This window comes from Winogradskyella eckloniae, assembly GCF_013249045.1.
Lineage (GTDB): Bacteria > Bacteroidota > Bacteroidia > Flavobacteriales > Flavobacteriaceae > Winogradskyella > Winogradskyella eckloniae.
Window position 1 is genome coordinate 149726 of sequence record NZ_JABRWP010000005.1, and the last position, 18873, is coordinate 168598.

18 protein-coding genes are annotated in these 18873 nt (G+C 33.2%); 10 read left to right on the plus strand and 8 right to left on the minus strand.

The window, feature by feature from the left end; translation table 11 throughout:
- The first annotated feature begins 3 nt into the window (after nucleotides 1–3).
- The 3 genes from HNV08_RS10220 to HNV08_RS10230 all read left to right on the plus strand — a co-directional run bounded on the left by HNV08_RS10220 (nucleotide 4) and on the right by HNV08_RS10230 (nucleotide 2536).
- Nucleotides 4–1434, plus strand: a complete 1431-nt coding sequence (locus HNV08_RS10220; RefSeq protein ID WP_173281217.1) for a hypothetical protein — start codon at nucleotides 4–6, stop codon at nucleotides 1432–1434.
- A 72-nt stretch (nucleotides 1435–1506) separates the two neighbouring features.
- The gene (locus HNV08_RS10225; protein ID WP_173281218.1) at nucleotides 1507–1989 is read left to right on the plus strand and encodes a hypothetical protein; all 483 of its coding nucleotides are present in this window, start codon (nucleotides 1507–1509) and stop codon (nucleotides 1987–1989) included.
- The gene (locus HNV08_RS10230; RefSeq protein ID WP_173281219.1) at nucleotides 1976–2536 is read left to right on the plus strand and encodes a hypothetical protein; all 561 of its coding nucleotides are present in this window, start codon (nucleotides 1976–1978) and stop codon (nucleotides 2534–2536) included. The genes HNV08_RS10225 and HNV08_RS10230 overlap by 14 nt, the downstream gene beginning before the upstream one ends.
- A gap of 14 nt (nucleotides 2537–2550) precedes the next feature.
- Here the strand turns inward: HNV08_RS10230 and HNV08_RS10235 are convergent, their stop codons facing one another.
- Nucleotides 2551–3711: a THUMP domain-containing class I SAM-dependent RNA methyltransferase gene (locus HNV08_RS10235; RefSeq protein WP_173281220.1), complete on the minus strand. Its 1161-nt coding sequence runs from the start codon at nucleotides 3709–3711 to the stop codon at nucleotides 2551–2553.
- A 55-nt stretch (nucleotides 3712–3766) separates the two neighbouring features.
- On the opposite strand from HNV08_RS10235, the gene HNV08_RS10240 reads away from it, so the two are divergent.
- Genes HNV08_RS10240 through HNV08_RS10250 form a run of 3 tightly spaced genes read left to right on the plus strand, consistent with a single transcriptional unit; the run spans nucleotide 3767 to nucleotide 5615 of the window.
- Complete coding sequence (locus HNV08_RS10240) at nucleotides 3767–4498, plus strand: class I SAM-dependent methyltransferase (RefSeq protein ID WP_173281221.1); 732 nt, start codon at nucleotides 3767–3769, stop codon at nucleotides 4496–4498.
- A 9-nt stretch (nucleotides 4499–4507) separates the two neighbouring features.
- The gene (locus HNV08_RS10245) at nucleotides 4508–5185 is read left to right on the plus strand and encodes a ZIP family metal transporter (RefSeq protein WP_173281222.1); all 678 of its coding nucleotides are present in this window, start codon (nucleotides 4508–4510) and stop codon (nucleotides 5183–5185) included.
- Between the two features lies 1 nt (nucleotide 5186).
- On the plus strand, nucleotides 5187–5615 hold the full coding sequence (locus tag HNV08_RS10250; RefSeq protein WP_173281223.1) for a DUF4268 domain-containing protein: 429 nt from the start codon (nucleotides 5187–5189) through the stop codon (nucleotides 5613–5615).
- A 9-nt stretch (nucleotides 5616–5624) separates the two neighbouring features.
- Here the strand turns inward: HNV08_RS10250 and HNV08_RS10255 are convergent, their stop codons facing one another.
- Complete coding sequence (locus HNV08_RS10255; protein ID WP_173281224.1) at nucleotides 5625–6008, minus strand: Fur family transcriptional regulator; 384 nt, start codon at nucleotides 6006–6008, stop codon at nucleotides 5625–5627.
- Between the two features lie 107 nt (nucleotides 6009–6115).
- Here HNV08_RS10255 and HNV08_RS10260 point away from each other — a divergent pair, with 107 nt between their 5' ends.
- On the plus strand, nucleotides 6116–6466 hold the full coding sequence (locus tag HNV08_RS10260; RefSeq protein ID WP_173281225.1) for a MerC domain-containing protein: 351 nt from the start codon (nucleotides 6116–6118) through the stop codon (nucleotides 6464–6466).
- 114 nt (nucleotides 6467–6580) lie between these two features.
- On the opposite strand, the gene guaB is transcribed toward HNV08_RS10260, so the two are convergent.
- Nucleotides 6581–8053: an IMP dehydrogenase gene (gene guaB, locus HNV08_RS10265; protein ID WP_173281443.1), complete on the minus strand. Its 1473-nt coding sequence runs from the start codon at nucleotides 8051–8053 to the stop codon at nucleotides 6581–6583.
- A gap of 221 nt (nucleotides 8054–8274) precedes the next feature.
- On the opposite strand from guaB, the gene HNV08_RS10270 reads away from it, so the two are divergent.
- The 3 genes from HNV08_RS10270 to HNV08_RS10280 all read left to right on the plus strand — a co-directional run bounded on the left by HNV08_RS10270 (nucleotide 8275) and on the right by HNV08_RS10280 (nucleotide 12059).
- Nucleotides 8275–9483, plus strand: a complete 1209-nt coding sequence (locus tag HNV08_RS10270) for an imelysin family protein (RefSeq protein ID WP_173281226.1) — start codon at nucleotides 8275–8277, stop codon at nucleotides 9481–9483.
- Nucleotides 9484–9567: 84 nt separating this feature from the next.
- Nucleotides 9568–10977, plus strand: coding sequence for a di-heme oxidoreductase family protein (locus HNV08_RS10275; RefSeq protein WP_194242000.1), 1410 nt, complete (start codon nucleotides 9568–9570; stop codon nucleotides 10975–10977).
- A 5-nt stretch (nucleotides 10978–10982) separates the two neighbouring features.
- Nucleotides 10983–12059 carry an imelysin family protein gene (locus HNV08_RS10280; RefSeq protein WP_173281227.1) on the plus strand — a complete coding sequence of 359 codons (1077 nt, stop codon included), beginning with the start codon at nucleotides 10983–10985 and terminating at the stop codon, nucleotides 12057–12059.
- Here the strand turns inward: HNV08_RS10280 and HNV08_RS10285 are convergent.
- The 5 genes from HNV08_RS10285 to HNV08_RS10305 form a co-directional block, all read right to left on the minus strand.
- The gene (locus HNV08_RS10285; protein ID WP_317170231.1) at nucleotides 12056–14488 is read right to left on the minus strand and encodes a TonB-dependent receptor domain-containing protein; all 2433 of its coding nucleotides are present in this window, start codon (nucleotides 14486–14488) and stop codon (nucleotides 12056–12058) included. The two genes, HNV08_RS10280 and HNV08_RS10285, sit on opposite strands and share 4 nt — an antisense overlap.
- Nucleotides 14466–15830, minus strand: a complete 1365-nt coding sequence (locus HNV08_RS10290) for an HTTM domain-containing protein (RefSeq protein ID WP_173281228.1) — start codon at nucleotides 15828–15830, stop codon at nucleotides 14466–14468. The genes HNV08_RS10285 and HNV08_RS10290 overlap by 23 nt, the downstream gene beginning before the upstream one ends.
- 64 nt (nucleotides 15831–15894) lie before the next feature.
- Nucleotides 15895–17022 (minus strand): imelysin family protein, encoded by a 1128-nt coding sequence (locus HNV08_RS10295; RefSeq protein ID WP_173281229.1) that lies wholly within the window; start codon nucleotides 17020–17022, stop codon nucleotides 15895–15897.
- A gap of 97 nt (nucleotides 17023–17119) precedes the next feature.
- The gene (locus tag HNV08_RS10300; RefSeq protein WP_173281230.1) at nucleotides 17120–18319 is read right to left on the minus strand and encodes a DUF4856 domain-containing protein; all 1200 of its coding nucleotides are present in this window, start codon (nucleotides 18317–18319) and stop codon (nucleotides 17120–17122) included.
- 187 nt (nucleotides 18320–18506) lie between these two features.
- The gene (locus HNV08_RS10305; RefSeq protein ID WP_173281231.1) at nucleotides 18507–18869 is read right to left on the minus strand and encodes a DUF6686 family protein; all 363 of its coding nucleotides are present in this window, start codon (nucleotides 18867–18869) and stop codon (nucleotides 18507–18509) included.
- Nucleotides 18870–18873 lie beyond the last annotated feature (4 nt).

Genomic DNA, 18873 nt, shown 5'->3' on the forward strand with positions numbered 1-18873 from the left:
ATTATGAAAAAAATTATCCTTGCGTTATTAATAACGCTTCCCTTATTAAGTTTTGGTCAAAAAATAAAAGTAAAAAAAGGAATCGTTACCTTCGATGGTAAAGAGGTTGCTAAAGTTGATGACGACACTAGAGACAACTATAAATTTTCAACATTAAAAGGCGAAAAAGCCTTTGACGTTGTTTTTAAAGGAATGTCTGCAAATAACCTTGAAGGTTTTCAATGGTTAGAGATGACTTCGGCAGATGGAAAGAAAACAGAAATTCCCTATGAAGTTTTAATGACGTCATTTAGTGTCACTAAATTAATCATTAAATTACTAAGTGAAAAGTATGAATTAATTACTTCTAACGGCATTGACATGGCAAAGGTCAATGATTTTTTTGCCGTAGAGCGCGAAATCTTAAGCGATAAATATGCAAAAGCAGTGGTGGCTGCAAAAGCAGATGAAGAGGCTCGTCAAAAAACGGTTGGGAGATATAATCCTTTTGTAAAAGATGACGGAACTATTGTTTACGGAGGATCACAAGGCACTAATATCGCAGGATATGCATCATATCATAATAACACGTATACAGTAAAAGATTTAGATGGCATTGTCATTGGTACAGCAAAAGGCTGCTCTACATGTACAGATGTAGACGCTACAACCTATACCGACGAAACGTTTAAGTTTGATTACGGCTCTAAAACCATGATGACAGGACGTTTTTCGAGATCATTTGCCCAAATATTTGTAGAAGAATTATTAGGCAGAGGTTATACACTTCAACATGAAGCAAAAGCCTATAAAAAACGATTACATAATGAACGCGTCAGTGTTGCAAAAGAACAAAGCATTAATCTTTATGGTGTAGCAGGAAATGTCACAGATACAGACGGAACAGTTTATAAAGGTACTGTTTATGCTATTTTTGAACAACTACAACTCGATCCTTCTCAACAAGAAAGCAGTGTTTACGACATGAATTCTATTGATAAATTTGGAAAATTTGTAAGTGTTAAATACAAAAACGAAAAAAATAGAGATCGTACAAAAAAGTTTGCAGCTAAGGATAATGTTACTTTTTGTGCTAATGATAATGGAACCGAAAAGTGCTTTATGGGTATGAAAACAAAAGGTAATGCCCTTAAAAAATTATCTAATGCTTCTAATTTAGGGTTTGATAATTCTTATTTCTATGAAATTATATATGAGAAAAACGGACACATGGTTTTAGCTAAACCAGGTGAAGAAGGGACTTATGTCTTAAAATTTACTGACCAAAAAGTTGGTTTTATGATTGATAGTAGAAAGAACGATAAAATTTCTGAAAAATTAGCCAAGTTTATTGGTAGCTGTAAAAGTTTAGCTGAAGATATTAATAATGGCGAATTTGATTTAAGTAACTTAGATAATTTAAAACAAATAGTAGACGAGTATTGTAAAAAATAATCCTGATCACATATCAAAAAAAATAAGGAAGGCAATTTTGCCTTCCTTATTTTTTAACCTTAATTTTAAACCATGAAGATTGAATCTATCGTTACTATAAAAAAGGAATTAAAGCATTTATCTCAAGAAGAACTTCTAGAATTATGCTTACGCTTAGGAAAGTTTAAAAAAGAGAATAAAGCATTATTAACGTATCTATTGTTTGAATCTCATGACGAAGATGGTTACATAGCAAGTGTTAAATCTACATTAGATGAATTGTTTGAAGGCATAAATACAGACAGCTATTTCTACATGAAGAAAACGATTAGAAAAATTCTTAGACAGATTAGAGTTTATAGCAGATATTCATTGAAGAAAACAACAGAAGTAGAACTCCTACTCTATTTCTGCGAACGTCTTAATGAATTACAACCTTCAATTCATAGAAACACAACACTCAGTAATCTTTATGAGCGCCAAATCTTATCAATAAAGAAAAAAGTAAGTGTATTGCATGAAGATTTACAGTACGATTATAATTTACAATTAGATGCATTAGATGGAAAATCGTAACACCTCAATTTTAGAGTCTAAATTAAAGCGACACAAAATATCGTTTATCTCTGACAACGGAACTATTACAATCGGAAAATCAAAAACAGATTATACCATTTTAATAGGTCTAATTATATTTCCACTTTCAACAGCTGTAGGTATTACCATATTTCTAATTTGGGATAATTTTGATTTTTTTGGAACTCATCGTGGAAAAATAATCGCTGGAATTCTGTTTTTATTTGGAACTGCAATATTCAACTTTACAAGGATAGTTTCTAAAAAGCAATCCAACAAAACCCTAAAAACTTTAATCAATAGAACAATTAAAATCAAAAATAAATTTGGCGAAAATAGTTTTGACACCAACAACATTAAGGCGTTTACACACAACATTAAAGAGATAAATGAAGAACTTTATGAAGGCACTCTTTATTTAATTGACAGCAAAAATCAAAAGCATCGTATACTAGGATTCGATGATGACAATGAAAAATATGTCTCAGATGATTTAATTTGGTTCTCAGAATATTTTAAAGAATATACGCAAACTACAACACCTTAACAAAGTATTAAAAACTAAAGATTCTTCTTTGCTTTTTTACTCCCTTCGTACATTTCGTATTTAACCAATCTAGATTCTAGTTTAGCATTAAACACTTTTATTTTACGTGAAGGTCTTAAGCCAACAAACTTCAGCGCTTCAAGATTAGAGGTAACCAACCATGCATTGGTATTGGGATAACCATGTTTTAAGGTCGATCCTATATTACCGTAAAATTCTTCAACATTTAAATTTTCTAATCGTTCACCATAAGGCGGATTAAAAACCATGTGAAGTTTTTCATTTCCAGATTTTCTAGTTTTAAAGAAATCTTCATGTTGAATATGAATAAACTCATCTAAATGCGCATTCTTAATGTTTTCTTTAGCTTTAGCAACTGCAGATGGCGACTTATCATAGCCTAAAATTTTATGATGAAAGTCTCGTGTTTTCTTTAAAAGTGATTCCTCAATTTTTTCAAACAAATCCACATCCCAATCTTCCCAACGTTCAAAAGCAAACTCCTTACGCATTAGGTTAGGTGGAATATTACATGCAATCATAGCAGCTTCTGCAAGCATGGTTCCACTACCACACATAGGATCCATAAAATCAGTTTGGCCATCCCAACCACTCATTATTATTAAACCAGCAGCTAAAACTTCATTAATTGGTGCTATATTGGTTGCTGTTTTATAGCCTCTTTTATGCAATGATTCTCCAGAGGTATCCAAAGAAATTGTACAACGTTGACGATCTATATGAACATTAATTTTTAAATCTGGAAAACGCAAATCTACATCAGGTCGTACACCCTCTAAATCTCTAAAACGGTCTACAATAGCATCCTTCGTTTTTAAGGCCGTATACAAAGAATGGGTTAAAACACTATTGTGTACTGTAGCATCAACAGCTAAAGAACCTGTAGCTTTCATATAATTTTCCCATTTCATTTGCTTTACATGTTTGTAAAGGTCTTCTTCTTTGGTAACTCTAAACGTATGTATTGGTTTTAAGATTTTTATGGCTGTTCTCAACCCAAGATTAGCTTTGTACATAAAGCCTTTATCGCCAACAAAACTCACATTTCGCACGCCTTTTTCTACTTGCATTGCACCAAGTTGTGTAAGTTCTTTTGCTAAAATATCTTCAAAGCCAAATAATGTCTTGGCTAACATCTTGTAATTATTGTCCATAAGTTCCGTCAAATAGATTGCAAAAATACAGTATTTTTGCACTACATTTTGCATTATGAGTAAATCAACTAAACAATGGTACGCTTCATGGTTTGACACACCTTACTACCATATTCTATATAAAGACAGAGATTATACAGAAGCCCAAGGTTTTATGGACAATCTTACCAACTATCTCAATATTCCTGAAGGTGGAAAAATATTGGATTTAGCGTGTGGTAAAGGCAGACATTCGTTGTATCTCAATTCTTTAGGTTATAATGTTACAGGTGTTGATTTATCTGAGAAAAGCATTACACATGCACAACAATATGAAAATGACACGCTAAAGTTTAATGTACATGATATGAGCAAACCATATCCAGATACATTTGATGCCGTTTTTAATCTATTTACAAGTTTTGGTTATTTTGAAGATGACAAATGTAATCTCAAAACCATAAAAGCTATTAAAGCCGAATTGAATACGTTTGGTTTTGGCGTGATTGACTTTATGAACACCAATTACGTCATTGAAAACTTGGTTGCTGAAGATACTAAAACCGTTGAAGGCATCGATTTTCATCAAAAGCGCTATGTAAAAGATGGTTATATCATTAAGGATATTAATTTTGAAGCTGACGGAGAACACTTTGAATTCCAAGAACGCGTAAAAGCATTTACATTAGAAGATTTTCAACTACTTTTTGACAAAGCTGGTGTACATTTATTAGATGTTTTTGGAGATTTTAAATTAAGTAAATACCATTCTAAAACGTCAGAGCGTTTAATTATGATTTTTAAGTAATTTAGGTATATGACTAAGTATTTACTTCCCATTTTGGCCATAATTATTGGTGTTGGTATTGCTTTCTTTACTAAAAAAGAAAAATCTATTAGTACCAAATTACTGTTGTCTTTTAGTGGCGCATTTTTACTTGCACTTACGCTTTTTGATTTATTACCAGAAGTCTACCATCACATCGATAATGCCAAACAAACTGGCCTTTTTATAATGTGTGGTATTCTATTACAAATTATTTTAGAGTTTTTATCTAAGGGCGCAGAACATGGACACGTTCACATCCATAAAGAAGATACGCAATTTCCGTGGTTACTCTTTATCAGTTTATGTATTCATAGTTTTTTAGAAGGCTTCCCAATCCATGAGCATAACGATATGGTTTATGGTGTGTTAATCCATAAAATACCAATTGCTGCTTTAATTGGTGCTTTTTTGTTACAATCTAATTATACAAAACTTCACATTATAGGTTTCTTAGTTGCTTTTGCTGCTATGACACCATTAGGCACGTTTATTTCTAATACCATTCCTTTTGTTGCCAATTATGTAGATGTTATCAATGCCTTTGTGATAGGTATATTTTTGCATATTTCTACCACGATTTTATTTGAAGCCAGTGAAGGCCATAAATTCAATTTATCTAAACTAGTTGCTATTTGTTTGGGAATTTTAATTGCATATTTTTTATAACATGTTTTCAAAAGAAGAATCTAGACAACTACGACAAGAATTTTGGACCAGCTTTGGGAAATCATTTCCTAGAAAATGGCTTCTATACGATACCAAAGCAAAAGGTGTGTCATTTAAATTTCATTTTGATACAAAATCGGCACTTATTGCATTAGACCTAGAAGATGATTTAGAAAATAGAATCAATTATTGGGAAAAACTAGTCGCTTTAAAAAGCATATTAAAAAACGACTACTTACCAGACGTTATTTTTGAAGAAGAATTCTATTTAGAAAACGGAAAAGAAATTTCGCGCATCTATTTACCTTTAGAACAAAAAGTATCAATACACAATAAAAATTCATGGAGAGCGGTTATGGAATTCTTTAACGTTAACATGATTTTATTTGAAGCCTTTTTTGAAGAATACAAGGAAATTATAAAAGGCTAATTCAACCTCCTAAGAGCAACATGCTTCACACTGTCCAAGTAATAAAATATCTGTAGAATCTACTTTGTGGTTTTTTAGTTTCGGTATTTTTACATCTAAGGACAAACATTCGACCTTATCACATTCCGTACATTGAAAATGTGGATGTGAATCTAAATGCTTATGAGAAGAACAGCCTTCGTCACATTTGGCATACCATTTTAAACCATCTCTACCATTAAACGAATGGATTACACCTTCCTGTTCTAGCCTATCTAACACACGGTAAACGGTTGTTTTGTTCATTACGCCTTTTACAAGTTCAATAAGACGGACGACAGACTTAGCCTCATTTTGTGCTTCAAAAATATTGAGTACTGTTGTTACAGCTTTTGTTTTCCTAACGATTCCCATGTCTACAAATTTAATGCAACTACGTTGCAATTACAAATTTAATTCTATAGTTTTGCAACTCAGTTGCATTAAATTAGACTGGTTTCTTAAAATAAATTACAAATAAAATGATTCAAACAAAACACATCAATTGGGCAGATAAGTTAGGCGCTTTCAGTGCATTTCTTTGCATTGTACATTGTTTAGCTGTGCCAGCACTACTTGCCATGGGAATTGGCTTTATAAGCAACCCATTAATAGCATACCTTTTTATTGCCATAGCGTTTTTCTCAATTTACAAGGCAACTAACGGGCGTTTTTTTAAACCGATTAGCATATTTTTGTGGGTTTCATTTGTAGGTTTTGTGACCTCAGTACTTCTCGAAGACCAAGCCGAAGTTTTTGAATACACGATGTTTCTTTTTTCTGTTTTAATCATACTTGGGCACCTTTATAATATGAGATCGAATTCCCATTAAGATCGATACAATAAGTTTAACCAAAACAAAAAACAGCATCCATAAGATGCTGTTTTAATTTATACAAGTTTAAGTTGAAAACATAAAAGCCTATTTCTCAACTTATATATTTATTTACCTAGAGTAATTTGGTGCTTCTTTAGTTATGGTAACATCATGCGGATGACTTTCATTAATACCAGAACTTGTAATCTTTACAAAACGACCAGACTCTTTTAATGTTGCAATATCCTTTGCGCCACAATAACCCATTCCTGCTCTAAGTCCACCAATAAACTGATGAATACTTTCAAAAAGTTCTCCTTTATATGGTACACGACCTACAATGCCTTCTGGTACAAGTTTTTTAATATCATCTTCAACATCTTGAAAATAACGATCCTTACTCCCTTGTTTCATTGCTTCTACAGAACCCATTCCACGATACGATTTGAATTTACGACCTTCATAAATAATGGTTTCTCCAGGACTTTCTTTCGTTCCGGCTAATAGCGATCCTAACATTACTGTATCTGCACCTGCAGCAATCGCTTTTGGTATATCTCCTGTATAGCGAATACCACCATCTGCAATTACAGGAACTCCTGTTCCTTTAATTGCGGCAGCAACTTCTAATACCGCAGAAAACTGGGGAAAACCAACACCTGCCACGACTCTCGTTGTACAAATTGATCCAGGACCAATACCTACTTTTACAGCATCTGCACCAGCTTCAACTAAATATTTTGCCGCCTCACCAGTCGCAATATTACCAACTATAACCTCTAATTTTGGAAACTTCTTCTTTAATTCTTTAAGCACCATAACCACACCTTTGGTATGTCCGTGAGCTGTATCAATAATAACCGCATCAACACCTGCATTGACTAAAGCAGATGCTCTTTCTATAGCATCACCAGTCACTCCAATTGCCGCAGCAACACGTAATCTACCGTAAGAATCCTTATTGGCATTTGGTTTTTGCGTTACTTTAGTAATATCCCTAAATGTTATAAGACCTTTTAGAATAAAGTTATCGTCTACAATAAGTAATTTTTCAATTTTATTTTGCTGAAGAATTTTTTCTGCGTCCTTTAAAGATGTTCCAACAGCAGCAGTAATTAAATTCTCAGAAGTCATCACTTCCACGATTGGCTTTTTGTTTTCATGTTCAAAACGCAAATCTCTATTTGTTACAATGCCTTTTAAGGTTCCATTTTCATCTACAATAGGTATGCCGCCAATGCTATGCTCTGCCATGTTAGACTTCGCATCAAAAACGGTTGCTGTTAATGGTAATGTCACCGGATCGATAATCATTCCACTTTCAGCACGTTTTACTTTACGCACTTTATCCGCTTGCTGCTCTATGGTCATGTTTTTATGCAAAACACCAATGCCACCTTCTTGAGCCATTGCAATAGCCATTTTACTTTCGGTAACGGTATCCATGGCCGCCGAAATCACAGGGACATTTATTGTAATATTTCTTGTAAATTTTGTTTGAATATTAACTTCGCGAGGAAGAACTTCAGAGAATGCAGGAACCAAGAGTACGTCATCGTAAGTAAGACCTTCTCCAACAATTTTATTTTCGTGTGCTATCATGGCAATTAAGATATAATTGCGTACAAATTTACGCTTTTTTTTCAACATAATGGCCACATTAAAGAAACGATAACATAAACAACCAATTATTTAATATTAAGCAGTTAATGGAGTCAAAATTTCGTTTTTCGCATATTATTTAAATTTAGTCTAAATAAATTTTGCTTTTTAAAATATTAAAAATAGTTTTGCTTTTTTTAAAACTAACACACCTATAAAAAATGAAAAAACATTCAATTTTATTATTAGCATTATCATTAAGCTTAGTTTTCGCTTGTTCTGACGACGACGATAACAATTCTAGCAATAACGACGTTTCTAAATCGGAAGTTGTTGCTAACTATGCAGATATTGTTTACCAATCATATCTCGATAGTTATAATACAGCTGTTACCATGCAAACGGCTATTGAAACTTTTGTTGCAAACCCAACCGAAACTACTTTTACAGCTGCCAAAGATGCATGGTTAGCTGCAAGAGAACCATACGGACAAACTGAAGTATTTAGAGAAGCTAACGGACCTGTTGATACGGAATCTGATTCTTGGTCTTTAGGAACTGAAGGACAAATGAATGCTTGGCCAATTGATGAAAGCTATATAGACTACGTTGCTAACGGAACAGAAGATTACGCTGGTGACTATGGTAGTATAATCAGTGACACAAGCGTAACTATAAATGCTGCTACTATCGCTGGATTAAATGAAGGTGTTGATGATAAATCCATCAGTACAGGATGGCATGCTATTGAGTTCTTACTTTGGGGACAAGATAATACGGCTCCAGCAGAAGACTTAGCTGGTCAACGTTCTTATACAGACTATACTACTGCTGCCAATGCAGATAGAAGAGCATTATACTTAACTGTAAGTACTGATTTATTAGTCAATGATTTATTAGATTTAGTAAATACTTGGGCTGTAGGCGGAACTTACAGAACTGTTTTTGAAAGTTTAGATACAGATACAGCATTACAACAAGCAATTAATGGTGCATTCTTTATTGCTGGTGACGAGTTAAGCTCTGAGCGTATGATAGCACCTGTAGATTCTACAGATGGTATTAATGCAAGTGGACAAGAGGATGAACACTCTTGCTTTTCAGATAATACTAATAGAGATGTGTATGCCAATGCACAAGGTGTCATAAATGTTATTTATGGGTCTTATGGAAGTATTGATGGTCCTTCTTTTTACGATTTAGTAAGCCAAGCAGATGCTACACAAGCATTAGCCTTACAAACGGCAGCTACAGATGCTATGACAAAAATTAATATCATTGGTGATAATGCACTTCCGTTTGATTATTTAATTACGCAAGAAGCAACCGATGATCTTTCTGGTCCTGTAATGCAAGCTGTTGAAGCCTTATTTACCTTAGCAGATGAAATTAGTGCATCAGCTTCTGTAATTGGCATTAACCTCAACTAATTTATTTAAATATTTATTTTAGTATATATGTATAAATCCCGAGCTTAGCGCCTTGGGATTTATCTATTTTTAAACATATCGATTTTGTTAAAGAGAAAAACGCAATTCATTATATTATTAGTTATTACTTTAGGTCTTACATCTTGTAAGTCTGATGATGATAATTACTCATCTATAGAAGATCTCTATGAAGAAGGTGAAGAATATTTAACTGGTGAGTTAGGTGTAAATAGCACAAGTGCCAATGCCTTTGGTTTTGAAATTGACGGCTTATCTTTTACTGAAATTGGAGAATTTTCTACAGGTAATTCTTTGTTTAATCAAAATTGGGTATCTGCACCAGCATCGACAACAGCAAGAGACGGTTTAGGACCAACTTTTAATGCGAGAGCTTGTGCTGGATGTCATTTTAAGGATGGACGAGGTGGTCCTTTGGTTAATGGTCAAAACTCTGACGGCTTTTTAATGCGTATTAGCATGCCTGGACAAGATAGCTTTGGAAATAATAATCCTGTACCAAATTATGGCACACAACTGCAAGATAGAGCGAATAACGATATTCCTTTTGAAGCCAAAGTTAATGTCACCTATGAATACATTAATGGAACATACGCAGATGGCACTACTTACCAATTACAAAAGCCAATCTACTCCTTTTCTGAAGAACAATTTGGGAGTTTAATAGGTGTACAAATGTCACCAAGAGTAGCGCAACAAACTATTGGTTTAGGTCTCGTAAGTGCATTACCTGATAGTGAAATTTTACAGTTTGTAGACGAGTTTGACTCAAATAATGATGGGATTTCCGGACGACCAAATTACGTTTACGACGAAGAAGCAGAAAGCGATAAAATTGGAAAATATGGCTGGAAAGCCAATATGCCAACATTAAAACAACAAATTGCTGGTGCTTTAAGTGGTGATATGGGTTTAACGACTTCACTTTTTCCAGAAACAAATTGTCCTTCGCCTCAACAAGATTGCATTGACGCTCCTAATGGTGGTGATCCAGAAGTTACAGATGAACAATTAGAACGTATATTATTTTACCAATCTACATTAGCAGTACCCAACAGACGTAATGTTACAGAAGAATCTGTTTTAAAAGGGAAAGTCCTTTTTAACGAATTAAATTGTATTGACTGTCATTCAATTAACCAAACGACAGGAGTTTCTGATATTAGTCCGCTACTAGAAAATGTTACTATAAAACCGTATTCTGATTTCTTATTGCATGACATGGGAGATGACCTAGCAGATAACAGACCAGATTTTGATGCCAATGGCAATGAATGGCGTACCCAACCACTTTGGGGAATTGGTCTTATATCTACGGTTAACGATCACACATTTTTATTACATGATGGTAGAGCACGTAATGTAGAAGAAGCCATACTTTGGCATGGTGGTGAAGCGGAATCTATAAAAAATGCATTTAAAAACCTATCTCAAGAAGAACGTGAAAACGTTATTGATTTTATCAACTCATTATAATACATATGAAAAAAACAGCCTTAGCTTTAATCCTCCTCACTCTTATTATTTTAGGATGTAATAGTAATGACGATTCTAATGATGGATTTAACGTTAAAACCTTATTAACGGATTTAACGGAACAACAAATTATGCCTTCTATTGATTTATTTGTTGCCTCAAGCATAAATTTTGAAGCAACGGTTAATGATTATGTAAATACACCAACAACAGCTAATTTAGAATTAGCAAAATCACAATGGCAAGTTACAGCTATAGCCTATGAAAAAACCTATGTGCACCATATTGGAAGCGCAAGAGATCAATTTATACATACGTCTATTTATAATTGGCCAACTGTGGAAGGTGCTATAGAATTTTTTATATCAGATAATGACACTATAGACGAATCGTTTATGGCAACCATTAGTGCTCAAGCAAAATCACTTGCCGCATTAGAATATTTATTATTTTCTGAAGATGGTACCACAACGAATACTACGTTTATTGATTCCGAAAAAAGACGAAATTATTTAAGATTAGCTGCAGCCTATTTAACGTCAAGAGCAGAGAAACTTCAAGACGTATGGTCTGCTACTGGTGAAGATTATGCGACGACGTTTATTAATAGTGATGATTCTGGAATTCAAGGTTCCTTCAACCAATATTATAACGGCATGCATAATGCTTTAGATGTTACCAAAACAACCAAAGTAGGAAAACCAGCTGGTTTAGAAAATTCGCAAGTGATAAACTCAGAACTTACCCAAGCCTATTACAGTGAAACGTCTAAAGCACTTGTACAAGCGAGTATAGAAAGTGTAGAAACGGCTTATTTTAATCCTAATGGTTTAGGAGTGGATGATTATGTGTTTTCTATTACCAATACAACCGATTTAAATGATGCTATACAAAACAAAATAGATGACATCTATATAGCTCTAAATGCTATTACTATACCATTAAATGAAGCTGTTGAACAAAACCACGATTTAGTAGAAGATTTACATTCTAAACTTGAAGATTTACGTATTCTTTTTGCTGTAGATGTAAGAAGTATTTTATCTATTGTCATTACAACTACAGATACAGATGGCGATTAAATTTTAATTTCTAAAGTTGCATACCAGTTTCTTGGTGGCGATGGTAATATGCCTGGTCCAGGATAACCTGTTGCTCGTCTTGTAAAATAGGTGTTATCTAAAACGTTATTTATTCCTGTTTCTAATTTAATTTGTTTGTATTGATAGGATAAAGAAACGTCTAAAATATCATATGCTGGTATTAGCCCAATGATACCAGAACTTCCTAAAGGATCATTACCTGAGTTGGGTGCGTCAGAAAATTGTTCAGAAATATAAGTGTATTGCACACTGGTTTGAAAATTTTGATATGCGAATTTTAATCCGGTTTTTAAATTAAGTTGCGGTACAAATTCTACCTGGTTCCCTTCTATTCCTGTTTCGTCAGACTTGGTATATTCTGAATGTATCAAAGACGTATTTACAAAATAGTTAAATCTATACTTACTGCTATCAATAAAAAGTTTATTTAAATCGAAATCAATTAAAGATTCTAAACCAAAAATAAAGGCATCTCCTATATTGTCTCTTACTTTTCTAACACTATTATCATTTTGTACTTCTAGCGTAATCCCTATTCTGTCATTATAGAATAAACTAAAGGCGCTAATATCAAAAGAAACCAAGCCTTTATAATGACCTCTAAAACCTAAATCTCCTGTAAGTCCTGTTTCATCTTCTAAAGGTCTTACACTAAAATTGGGATTAACTAAATTAATATCAGAAAAGGTTACTGACCTATAATTCTGTGATGCATTGGCATAAAACTCTACATTTTCATTTGGCTTGTAACTTGTGCCTAAGCCAAACAACACAAAAGAACGCTCGTTTAATTCATCTGAAAATTCTGTTTCATTAAGAATTACGTTGCCTGCTCCATCTAAATTAATACGTTTAGAAAATCCGTCGCTTTCCGTTTTTATATATTCTAATCTAAATCCTGGTGTAACCGACCATTTATCATTTAAATAAATAATATTCTCGCCAAAAACAGCCACATTAAGATTTGGATTACTAAAGTTAGATTGACTCTCATAATTTGGAAAATCTTCTAATTGCAGTTCGAAATCTGGACCAATGCCATCAGAACCTGGCCCTTGGATTGAGGTATTATCAGCTTTATAGAATTTTGTTCCTATAAGTCCTGTAGCATCCTTGCCAAACAATTTATACTTATTAAGTAATCTGGCTTCAAAACCAAAATTATTATACTCACCTATTATTAAGTCGCGCTCTTCAAAATTATCTGGAATATCTTGTCTGTTGGTTCTAAAACCTAAAGCATTTCGTTCTGCATCTAATCCAAAAAAGTTGAATGTAAAGTTGGTGTTTTCAGAAAACTCATGTGCTATTTTAAAATTATAAAGTAACCAATCTACCTGAAACCAGTTTCGGGTTCTATTACTCTGAAATGCGTCTTCATTAAACATAGCATCACTTAAACCACCTGCCTGCTGTGCTAAATAGCGCATATAAGTTAATTCTCCTGAAAGCTTGGTTTTATCAGATAATTGATAGCCCAAATGCATAAAAGCATTCTTGGATTCAAATTCAGAATTTGGCCGAAAGCCATCGCCTTTTTTATAATTGAAATAAGTATAATAACTGAACTTTTCTTTAGTACCACTCAGACTTGTAAAGTTGGTATACAATCCGTTACTTCCTACAGTATTTCTGGTAATAAGCTCAATAGTTTTATTAGGATTTGGCTTTTTAAATATAAAATTGATAAGGCCTCCAAACTGTGTGCCGTACTGTAAAGATGCTGCACCTCTAACGACTTGTATTTGCTCTAAGGCTTCAGCAGGTGGTGTATAATAACTTTCTGGATATCCTAAAACATCTGCACTAATATCGTAGCCGTTTTGTCTGGTGTTGAAATTAGAGGTTCGGTTTGGGTCTAGACCTCTACCTCCAATATTTAGTTGTAAACCTGCATCATCATTCTGAAAGATATTCAATCCTGCAACTTGACTATAAATTTGTCTGGCATTATTAGAAGCTAAATTCGCCATAGATTGGTCAACTAAAATCACTTCAGTTTTCTTGCCTGCATAAATGGCTGTTTCTTCAACATCATTTAATCGGCTTAATTCAAAAACTTTGGCTTTTCGGGCTGTAATTTCTACAGCTGTAAGTTGTTCTCCTAAAGTTTCAAGGGATTGATTTACTGTTGTATCTCCATCTACCACAACGCTTATTTCTACCACCTGAAATTCATAAGAAAAGAACACTAAGGTTAGTGTTTTTTTTGTGGTTGTAAATTCAAAATAACCTTTAGCATCAGTCTTGGCTAATAAGCCAGAGGCTTTTTCAAATATTTCAACATTAGATAATGATTTGTTAGATTCTTGTGATGTTACAATGCCTGAAACTTTGCTTTGAGCTAAAGCCGAAGACACTGTAATGAATACAAGTAATATTGTGTTATAAACCTTTAATTTCATCATTGAATGGTAGTATCCAGTTTTTATGTTTAAATGATTCTTTCTCTTGGTATAAATCTACATTTGGGTCAATATAAGGTTGACTCATTCTTCCATTTAACGCAACAAAGCAATCTACAAATACCTGAATGTTTTGATTGCCTTGACTTTTAAAATGGTCGCCTAAATAATGAGCGTATTCCAAAATAAAATCGGGTTGAAAGCTCATTTGTTTTTCTTGAAATGGCGTTAAAAAATCTAAATTATCGACATAGAAAAAATCTTTTGTTTCGCTATTTACAATTTTGAAATTAGCGTAGCCTGCTTTCTCCATGAGCATTACGCGCCATGAAAATCTATAGCCTTCTTCTGTCCAAAACAACTCATTGGGATACAATACATATCGCCAAGGAAACACAAGTTGCACAGCAAAAAACAAAGCTAATATTGGAATGATAATCTTTCGGTTTGAAAACCTATATGTTTCAGTTTTTGGTTGTTCAACCTTCAACTTTAAGGGTTTTAAAAGTTGTCTAAAAACGTTAAGAATCTTCTCGTGAACATGAGCATCAAAGAATATTAATGTAGACACAATCATAATATATGGAAACATGCCAATAGGAAATAAAATCCTTGTAAACACATGAAAAATAACAACCAATACAAAAGCCAATGTTCTCGTTTTCTTATAGAGTAATAAAAACGGAATGGCCAAATCATATAACATACCAGACCAGCTCATGGCAAAGTGAAACCAATCTTTATGCATTAGGGTTTCGCCTATAATTGGTATATCGTATTTAGATGGCAACCAGATTTTTAATGGCATGGCTTTAAACAACCAATCACTATTAAGTTTTGCTAAGCCTGCATATATATAAACCGTTCCGAGTAACAATTTGATGACATCAATAGTCCATTTTGGGATTTGCTTGTAATGCGTTTTTTTAAGAAAGGCATCTACAGAAAAGTAGGCATTTGCAGGTAAAAAGCACATTAAAAAACTAAGTACACTTATAAAATAATAGTGATTGAGATACGTGGTTTTATCCATTAACTCAATGTACGTAAAACTCAGAAAGAAGGAAATAATTGCTATTCTGTATTTAAAACCAATTAGAACAAAAAGAGCAGCTAGACCACATAAAGCAAATAGTAAATACGTATAGTTTCCAATAGGTTTTACCCATTGAAAACCGTAATAAGAAAACTGAAATTTTGGTTGCAGGTACAATTTATCTATCCAACCCAAGCTCCAAAATCTAATAATGCTTGCTAACATCATCGCACCAAACCCAATCCTAAACACAGCCAAAGGCGCTGCATTAGTATTAGTGTCTAAATACAATTTTAGTTTTTTTAGCATTTAATATGTAATACAAAAAGAGGTTGCCATTAGACAACCTCTTTGGTTTATTTTTTAAAAACAATTAATCGCCATCACCATCTACATAATCAATAACAAAATTTAAAGCTTGTTTCATATCCACTTTTAATTTTGGCACTGCAGCTTGAATAATATCATATGCCGCTGTCATTTGTATACTGTTATCGCTTAATTGTTGCGTATAATCATCGTTAAGACCGTTAATAGCATTTCGTCCTGCGGCAAACTGATTATTAATTTCAGTAACTAAATCTTCTCGGTCTAAAAATTCTAAATACGTACTAAAAGATGAGCCGCTAACAGAACTTACACTGTTATAAGATATGCCATTAAATAAATTCTCAATTCCTGTTAAAGCCTCTAAACTTAATTCTTTTGAAACATCCTTTTTATAAAATGCCTCAACGGTTTCTGGAAGTGTACCACCATTAGAAAAAATACCTGCAGGAATTCCTATTTTTTGAGCTCTAAAATCTTTCTCATAAGAATAAACAATATCATTAGCTAACTTATTAAAAGACCCATTAAGTCCACTATCTGTATTGGCAATAAATGTACTTCTATAACTCGATACCCAGTTATTAACTATCGCAGTATTTAAGCTTATCATTTGAGTGACCACATCTGTTAAATAGGTAGTAAAACCTTCAAAATCGCTATTTGTAGTAAATTTATCTAATGGTAATGAATCTCCTGTTGCAATGCCGTGAATTAAAAAATCTAAAGCCGGAAACCCTTGAGCATCATGATAATTAGCAGTATTTAAATCATAACTCCCAGTGTTTGCTGCATTTTCAATATCTGCAACAGTTACAGGATAAATATTAAAGAAACTTACAAAGCCTCTTTCTCCTCCACCTAAATTATCTGCTTCGCCTAAGTTATAAATTTGTACATGTTGCCAAACTTTATACGCTTCTAACCAAGCGTCACTTAAAGCATCTAAATTACCAGTAGACTTATCATTTATAAAACTGGTTGTGGCAACATCTACAGAAGCGAGTTTAGATTGCAAATCTTGAAAGGCAGGAATGATAATATTATCAGCCACATTGGTTAGCAATGCCGTTCTGTCAAAACCATCATCATTATTAGAACCACCATTATCATCAGATGAACTACATGAAATCGCTGCAACGACAATTACAAAAAGTATTATTTTTTTTAACATCTATATTTTTCTTTTTCGGGTGCAAAGATAAATAAGCATAAGCTTTCAACCTAATGAATGCTTATGCTTTAAATTTTTAGTTTAAATATTTTAACGTTTAGCTTGCTGCTTCTGTTACAGTAAAGCTAAAACGATCAGCAATATCTTCTGAAATACTATCTAAAGTTTCAGTAGTTACGTCCCAAAATCCATTACCTTCTAAAAGTTCTGACATAAAAGCATCTACTTCAGTTTTTGATAAATATGGTACATCAGTTCCTGGTTGACGTGTAAATTGAAGACTATAAACAAAACCTAAACCTTCTGATAAATCGTGGAATACAGACGCGTAATCAGATCCTAAACCTGCCTTACCAGCTTGTAAGTAATATACTGCTCTTACACCAATTACTATTGATATTTTTTCTTTAATAATAGCAGCTTGTTCATCTCTAACCGTATAATTTTTAGCAACAATTGCTGCTCTTCCTAATTTAAAGGCGTCATAGATATCTTGGGCAATGCCAGCAAAATCATCATCGCCTTCTACACGCGATAAATATTTGTTTAAAAAACTATCTACATTTAATTGTGGTGCTAAAGCATCATCAGTTCCATATAAATAACCAAAAGCTTCGTCCCATTTGTGCTCCATAGTTGTATAGTTATTAGAACCATCTAAGACGTCATTATCATTATCTTCTACATTATTACCAGCATCTAAGACCGCTGGACTTAAATAATTATTAAGGATTTGGTCTGCCATTAATCCACCAATTAACCCTTTAGTGATTGCTTGGTTATATTCCACACCTTTAGCACTTACATAGCGCGTTGAGCCTCCACCTGCTTCTTGTATTTTTCCTGCTGTACCAGCAACAGCATCTGTATTCCAATTAGGAAACACTTCACTAACTTGACTAGCAATCCAAGTATCAAACTGTGCTTTTATAGCTGTAGCATCTGTAGTATTCGCAGAAAAATAATCTGTAGAAGCTGCTGTTTTACTTCTAATATCTTTTCCTGAGGTGTTTAAAGCACTTGTAGAAAAATAATCTCCTGTATTTGTAAACATACCATCTAATTCGGCTTCTGATTTACTTGCATCACTAAGTGCGGATACAAACTCCTCACCCATTTCTATACGTGTTGTTTGGCCGTCGTAACTTACTGTAGTCGTTCCGTTTCTTTCAAACTCATATGTTGCAGGTTCAATTACTTCTGGACCTGTTACGCCATTGTCATCGTCACTAGAACATGACGTGAATAATGCACCTGCTGCAAAAATGCTTAATACTAGGCTTTTCGAAATTTTCATTTTGTTTTGTAAATTGTTACTTAACATCATAGATGGAATTAATTAGATTGATAATTTTATTTAGACTTGATATAAATAAATTCATTTTGAAGTCCCAAATTTAATACACAAACATTTATTTACAAAGCTTATTTAGAATAAATTAAAATAACCTTGATTTTTACAGAATTCGCAAAATTCTAATGCTTTAATTAAGAATTAAATTATAATCAATATCATCAACATTCAAGAACTTATTAAATATCTCACCATTAAATACATCATAATTTAAAAGCGTACGTAATTCCATTAATTCTTGCCTACTAAACATAATGACCAAATTCTCTTGAGTAGATGGTAATGGAATTTTTCTTCTCACGGAACAGCTATTATATTTTTGTTCCCAATACTCAGGGTCAATATTATTTACGTAATATCTTAGACGTTTTAGTTCTTCTAAATTAATTGCAAAAAACAAATTATTAAATGCTAAATGATAGAGCTCACACTCTTCACAAAACAACAATTCACCACTATTTACTTTAGACAATACTTTTATATTTTGACACATAATT

Bases quoted from the DNA above. Each gene is read 5' to 3' on its own strand.
- HNV08_RS10305 (WP_173281231.1), bottom strand. From the start codon at position 18,869: ATGTGTCAAAATATAAAAGTATTGTCTAAAGTAAATAGTGGTGAATTG.
- HNV08_RS10240 (WP_173281221.1), top strand. From the start codon at position 3,767: ATGAGTAAATCAACTAAACAATGGTACGCTTCATGGTTTGACACACCT.
- HNV08_RS10230 (WP_173281219.1), top strand. From the start codon at position 1,976: ATGGAAAATCGTAACACCTCAATTTTAGAGTCTAAATTAAAGCGACAC.
- HNV08_RS10235 (WP_173281220.1), bottom strand. From the start codon at position 3,711: ATGGACAATAATTACAAGATGTTAGCCAAGACATTATTTGGCTTTGAA.
- HNV08_RS10280 (WP_173281227.1), top strand. From the start codon at position 10,983: ATGAAAAAAACAGCCTTAGCTTTAATCCTCCTCACTCTTATTATTTTA.
- HNV08_RS10285 (WP_317170231.1), bottom strand. From the start codon at position 14,488: ATGATGAAATTAAAGGTTTATAACACAATATTACTTGTATTCATTACA.
- HNV08_RS10225 (WP_173281218.1), top strand. From the start codon at position 1,507: ATGAAGATTGAATCTATCGTTACTATAAAAAAGGAATTAAAGCATTTA.
- HNV08_RS10295 (WP_173281229.1), bottom strand. From the start codon at position 17,022: ATGTTAAAAAAAATAATACTTTTTGTAATTGTCGTTGCAGCGATTTCA.
- HNV08_RS10255 (WP_173281224.1), bottom strand. From the start codon at position 6,008: ATGGGAATCGTTAGGAAAACAAAAGCTGTAACAACAGTACTCAATATT.
- HNV08_RS10260 (WP_173281225.1), top strand. From the start codon at position 6,116: ATGATTCAAACAAAACACATCAATTGGGCAGATAAGTTAGGCGCTTTC.
- HNV08_RS10245 (WP_173281222.1), top strand. From the start codon at position 4,508: ATGACTAAGTATTTACTTCCCATTTTGGCCATAATTATTGGTGTTGGT.
- HNV08_RS10250 (WP_173281223.1), top strand. From the start codon at position 5,187: ATGTTTTCAAAAGAAGAATCTAGACAACTACGACAAGAATTTTGGACC.
- guaB (WP_173281443.1), bottom strand. From the start codon at position 8,053: ATGATAGCACACGAAAATAAAATTGTTGGAGAAGGTCTTACTTACGAT.
- HNV08_RS10290 (WP_173281228.1), bottom strand. From the start codon at position 15,830: ATGCTAAAAAAACTAAAATTGTATTTAGACACTAATACTAATGCAGCG.
- HNV08_RS10300 (WP_173281230.1), bottom strand. From the start codon at position 18,319: ATGAAAATTTCGAAAAGCCTAGTATTAAGCATTTTTGCAGCAGGTGCA.
- HNV08_RS10220 (WP_173281217.1), top strand. From the start codon at position 4: ATGAAAAAAATTATCCTTGCGTTATTAATAACGCTTCCCTTATTAAGT.
- HNV08_RS10270 (WP_173281226.1), top strand. From the start codon at position 8,275: ATGAAAAAACATTCAATTTTATTATTAGCATTATCATTAAGCTTAGTT.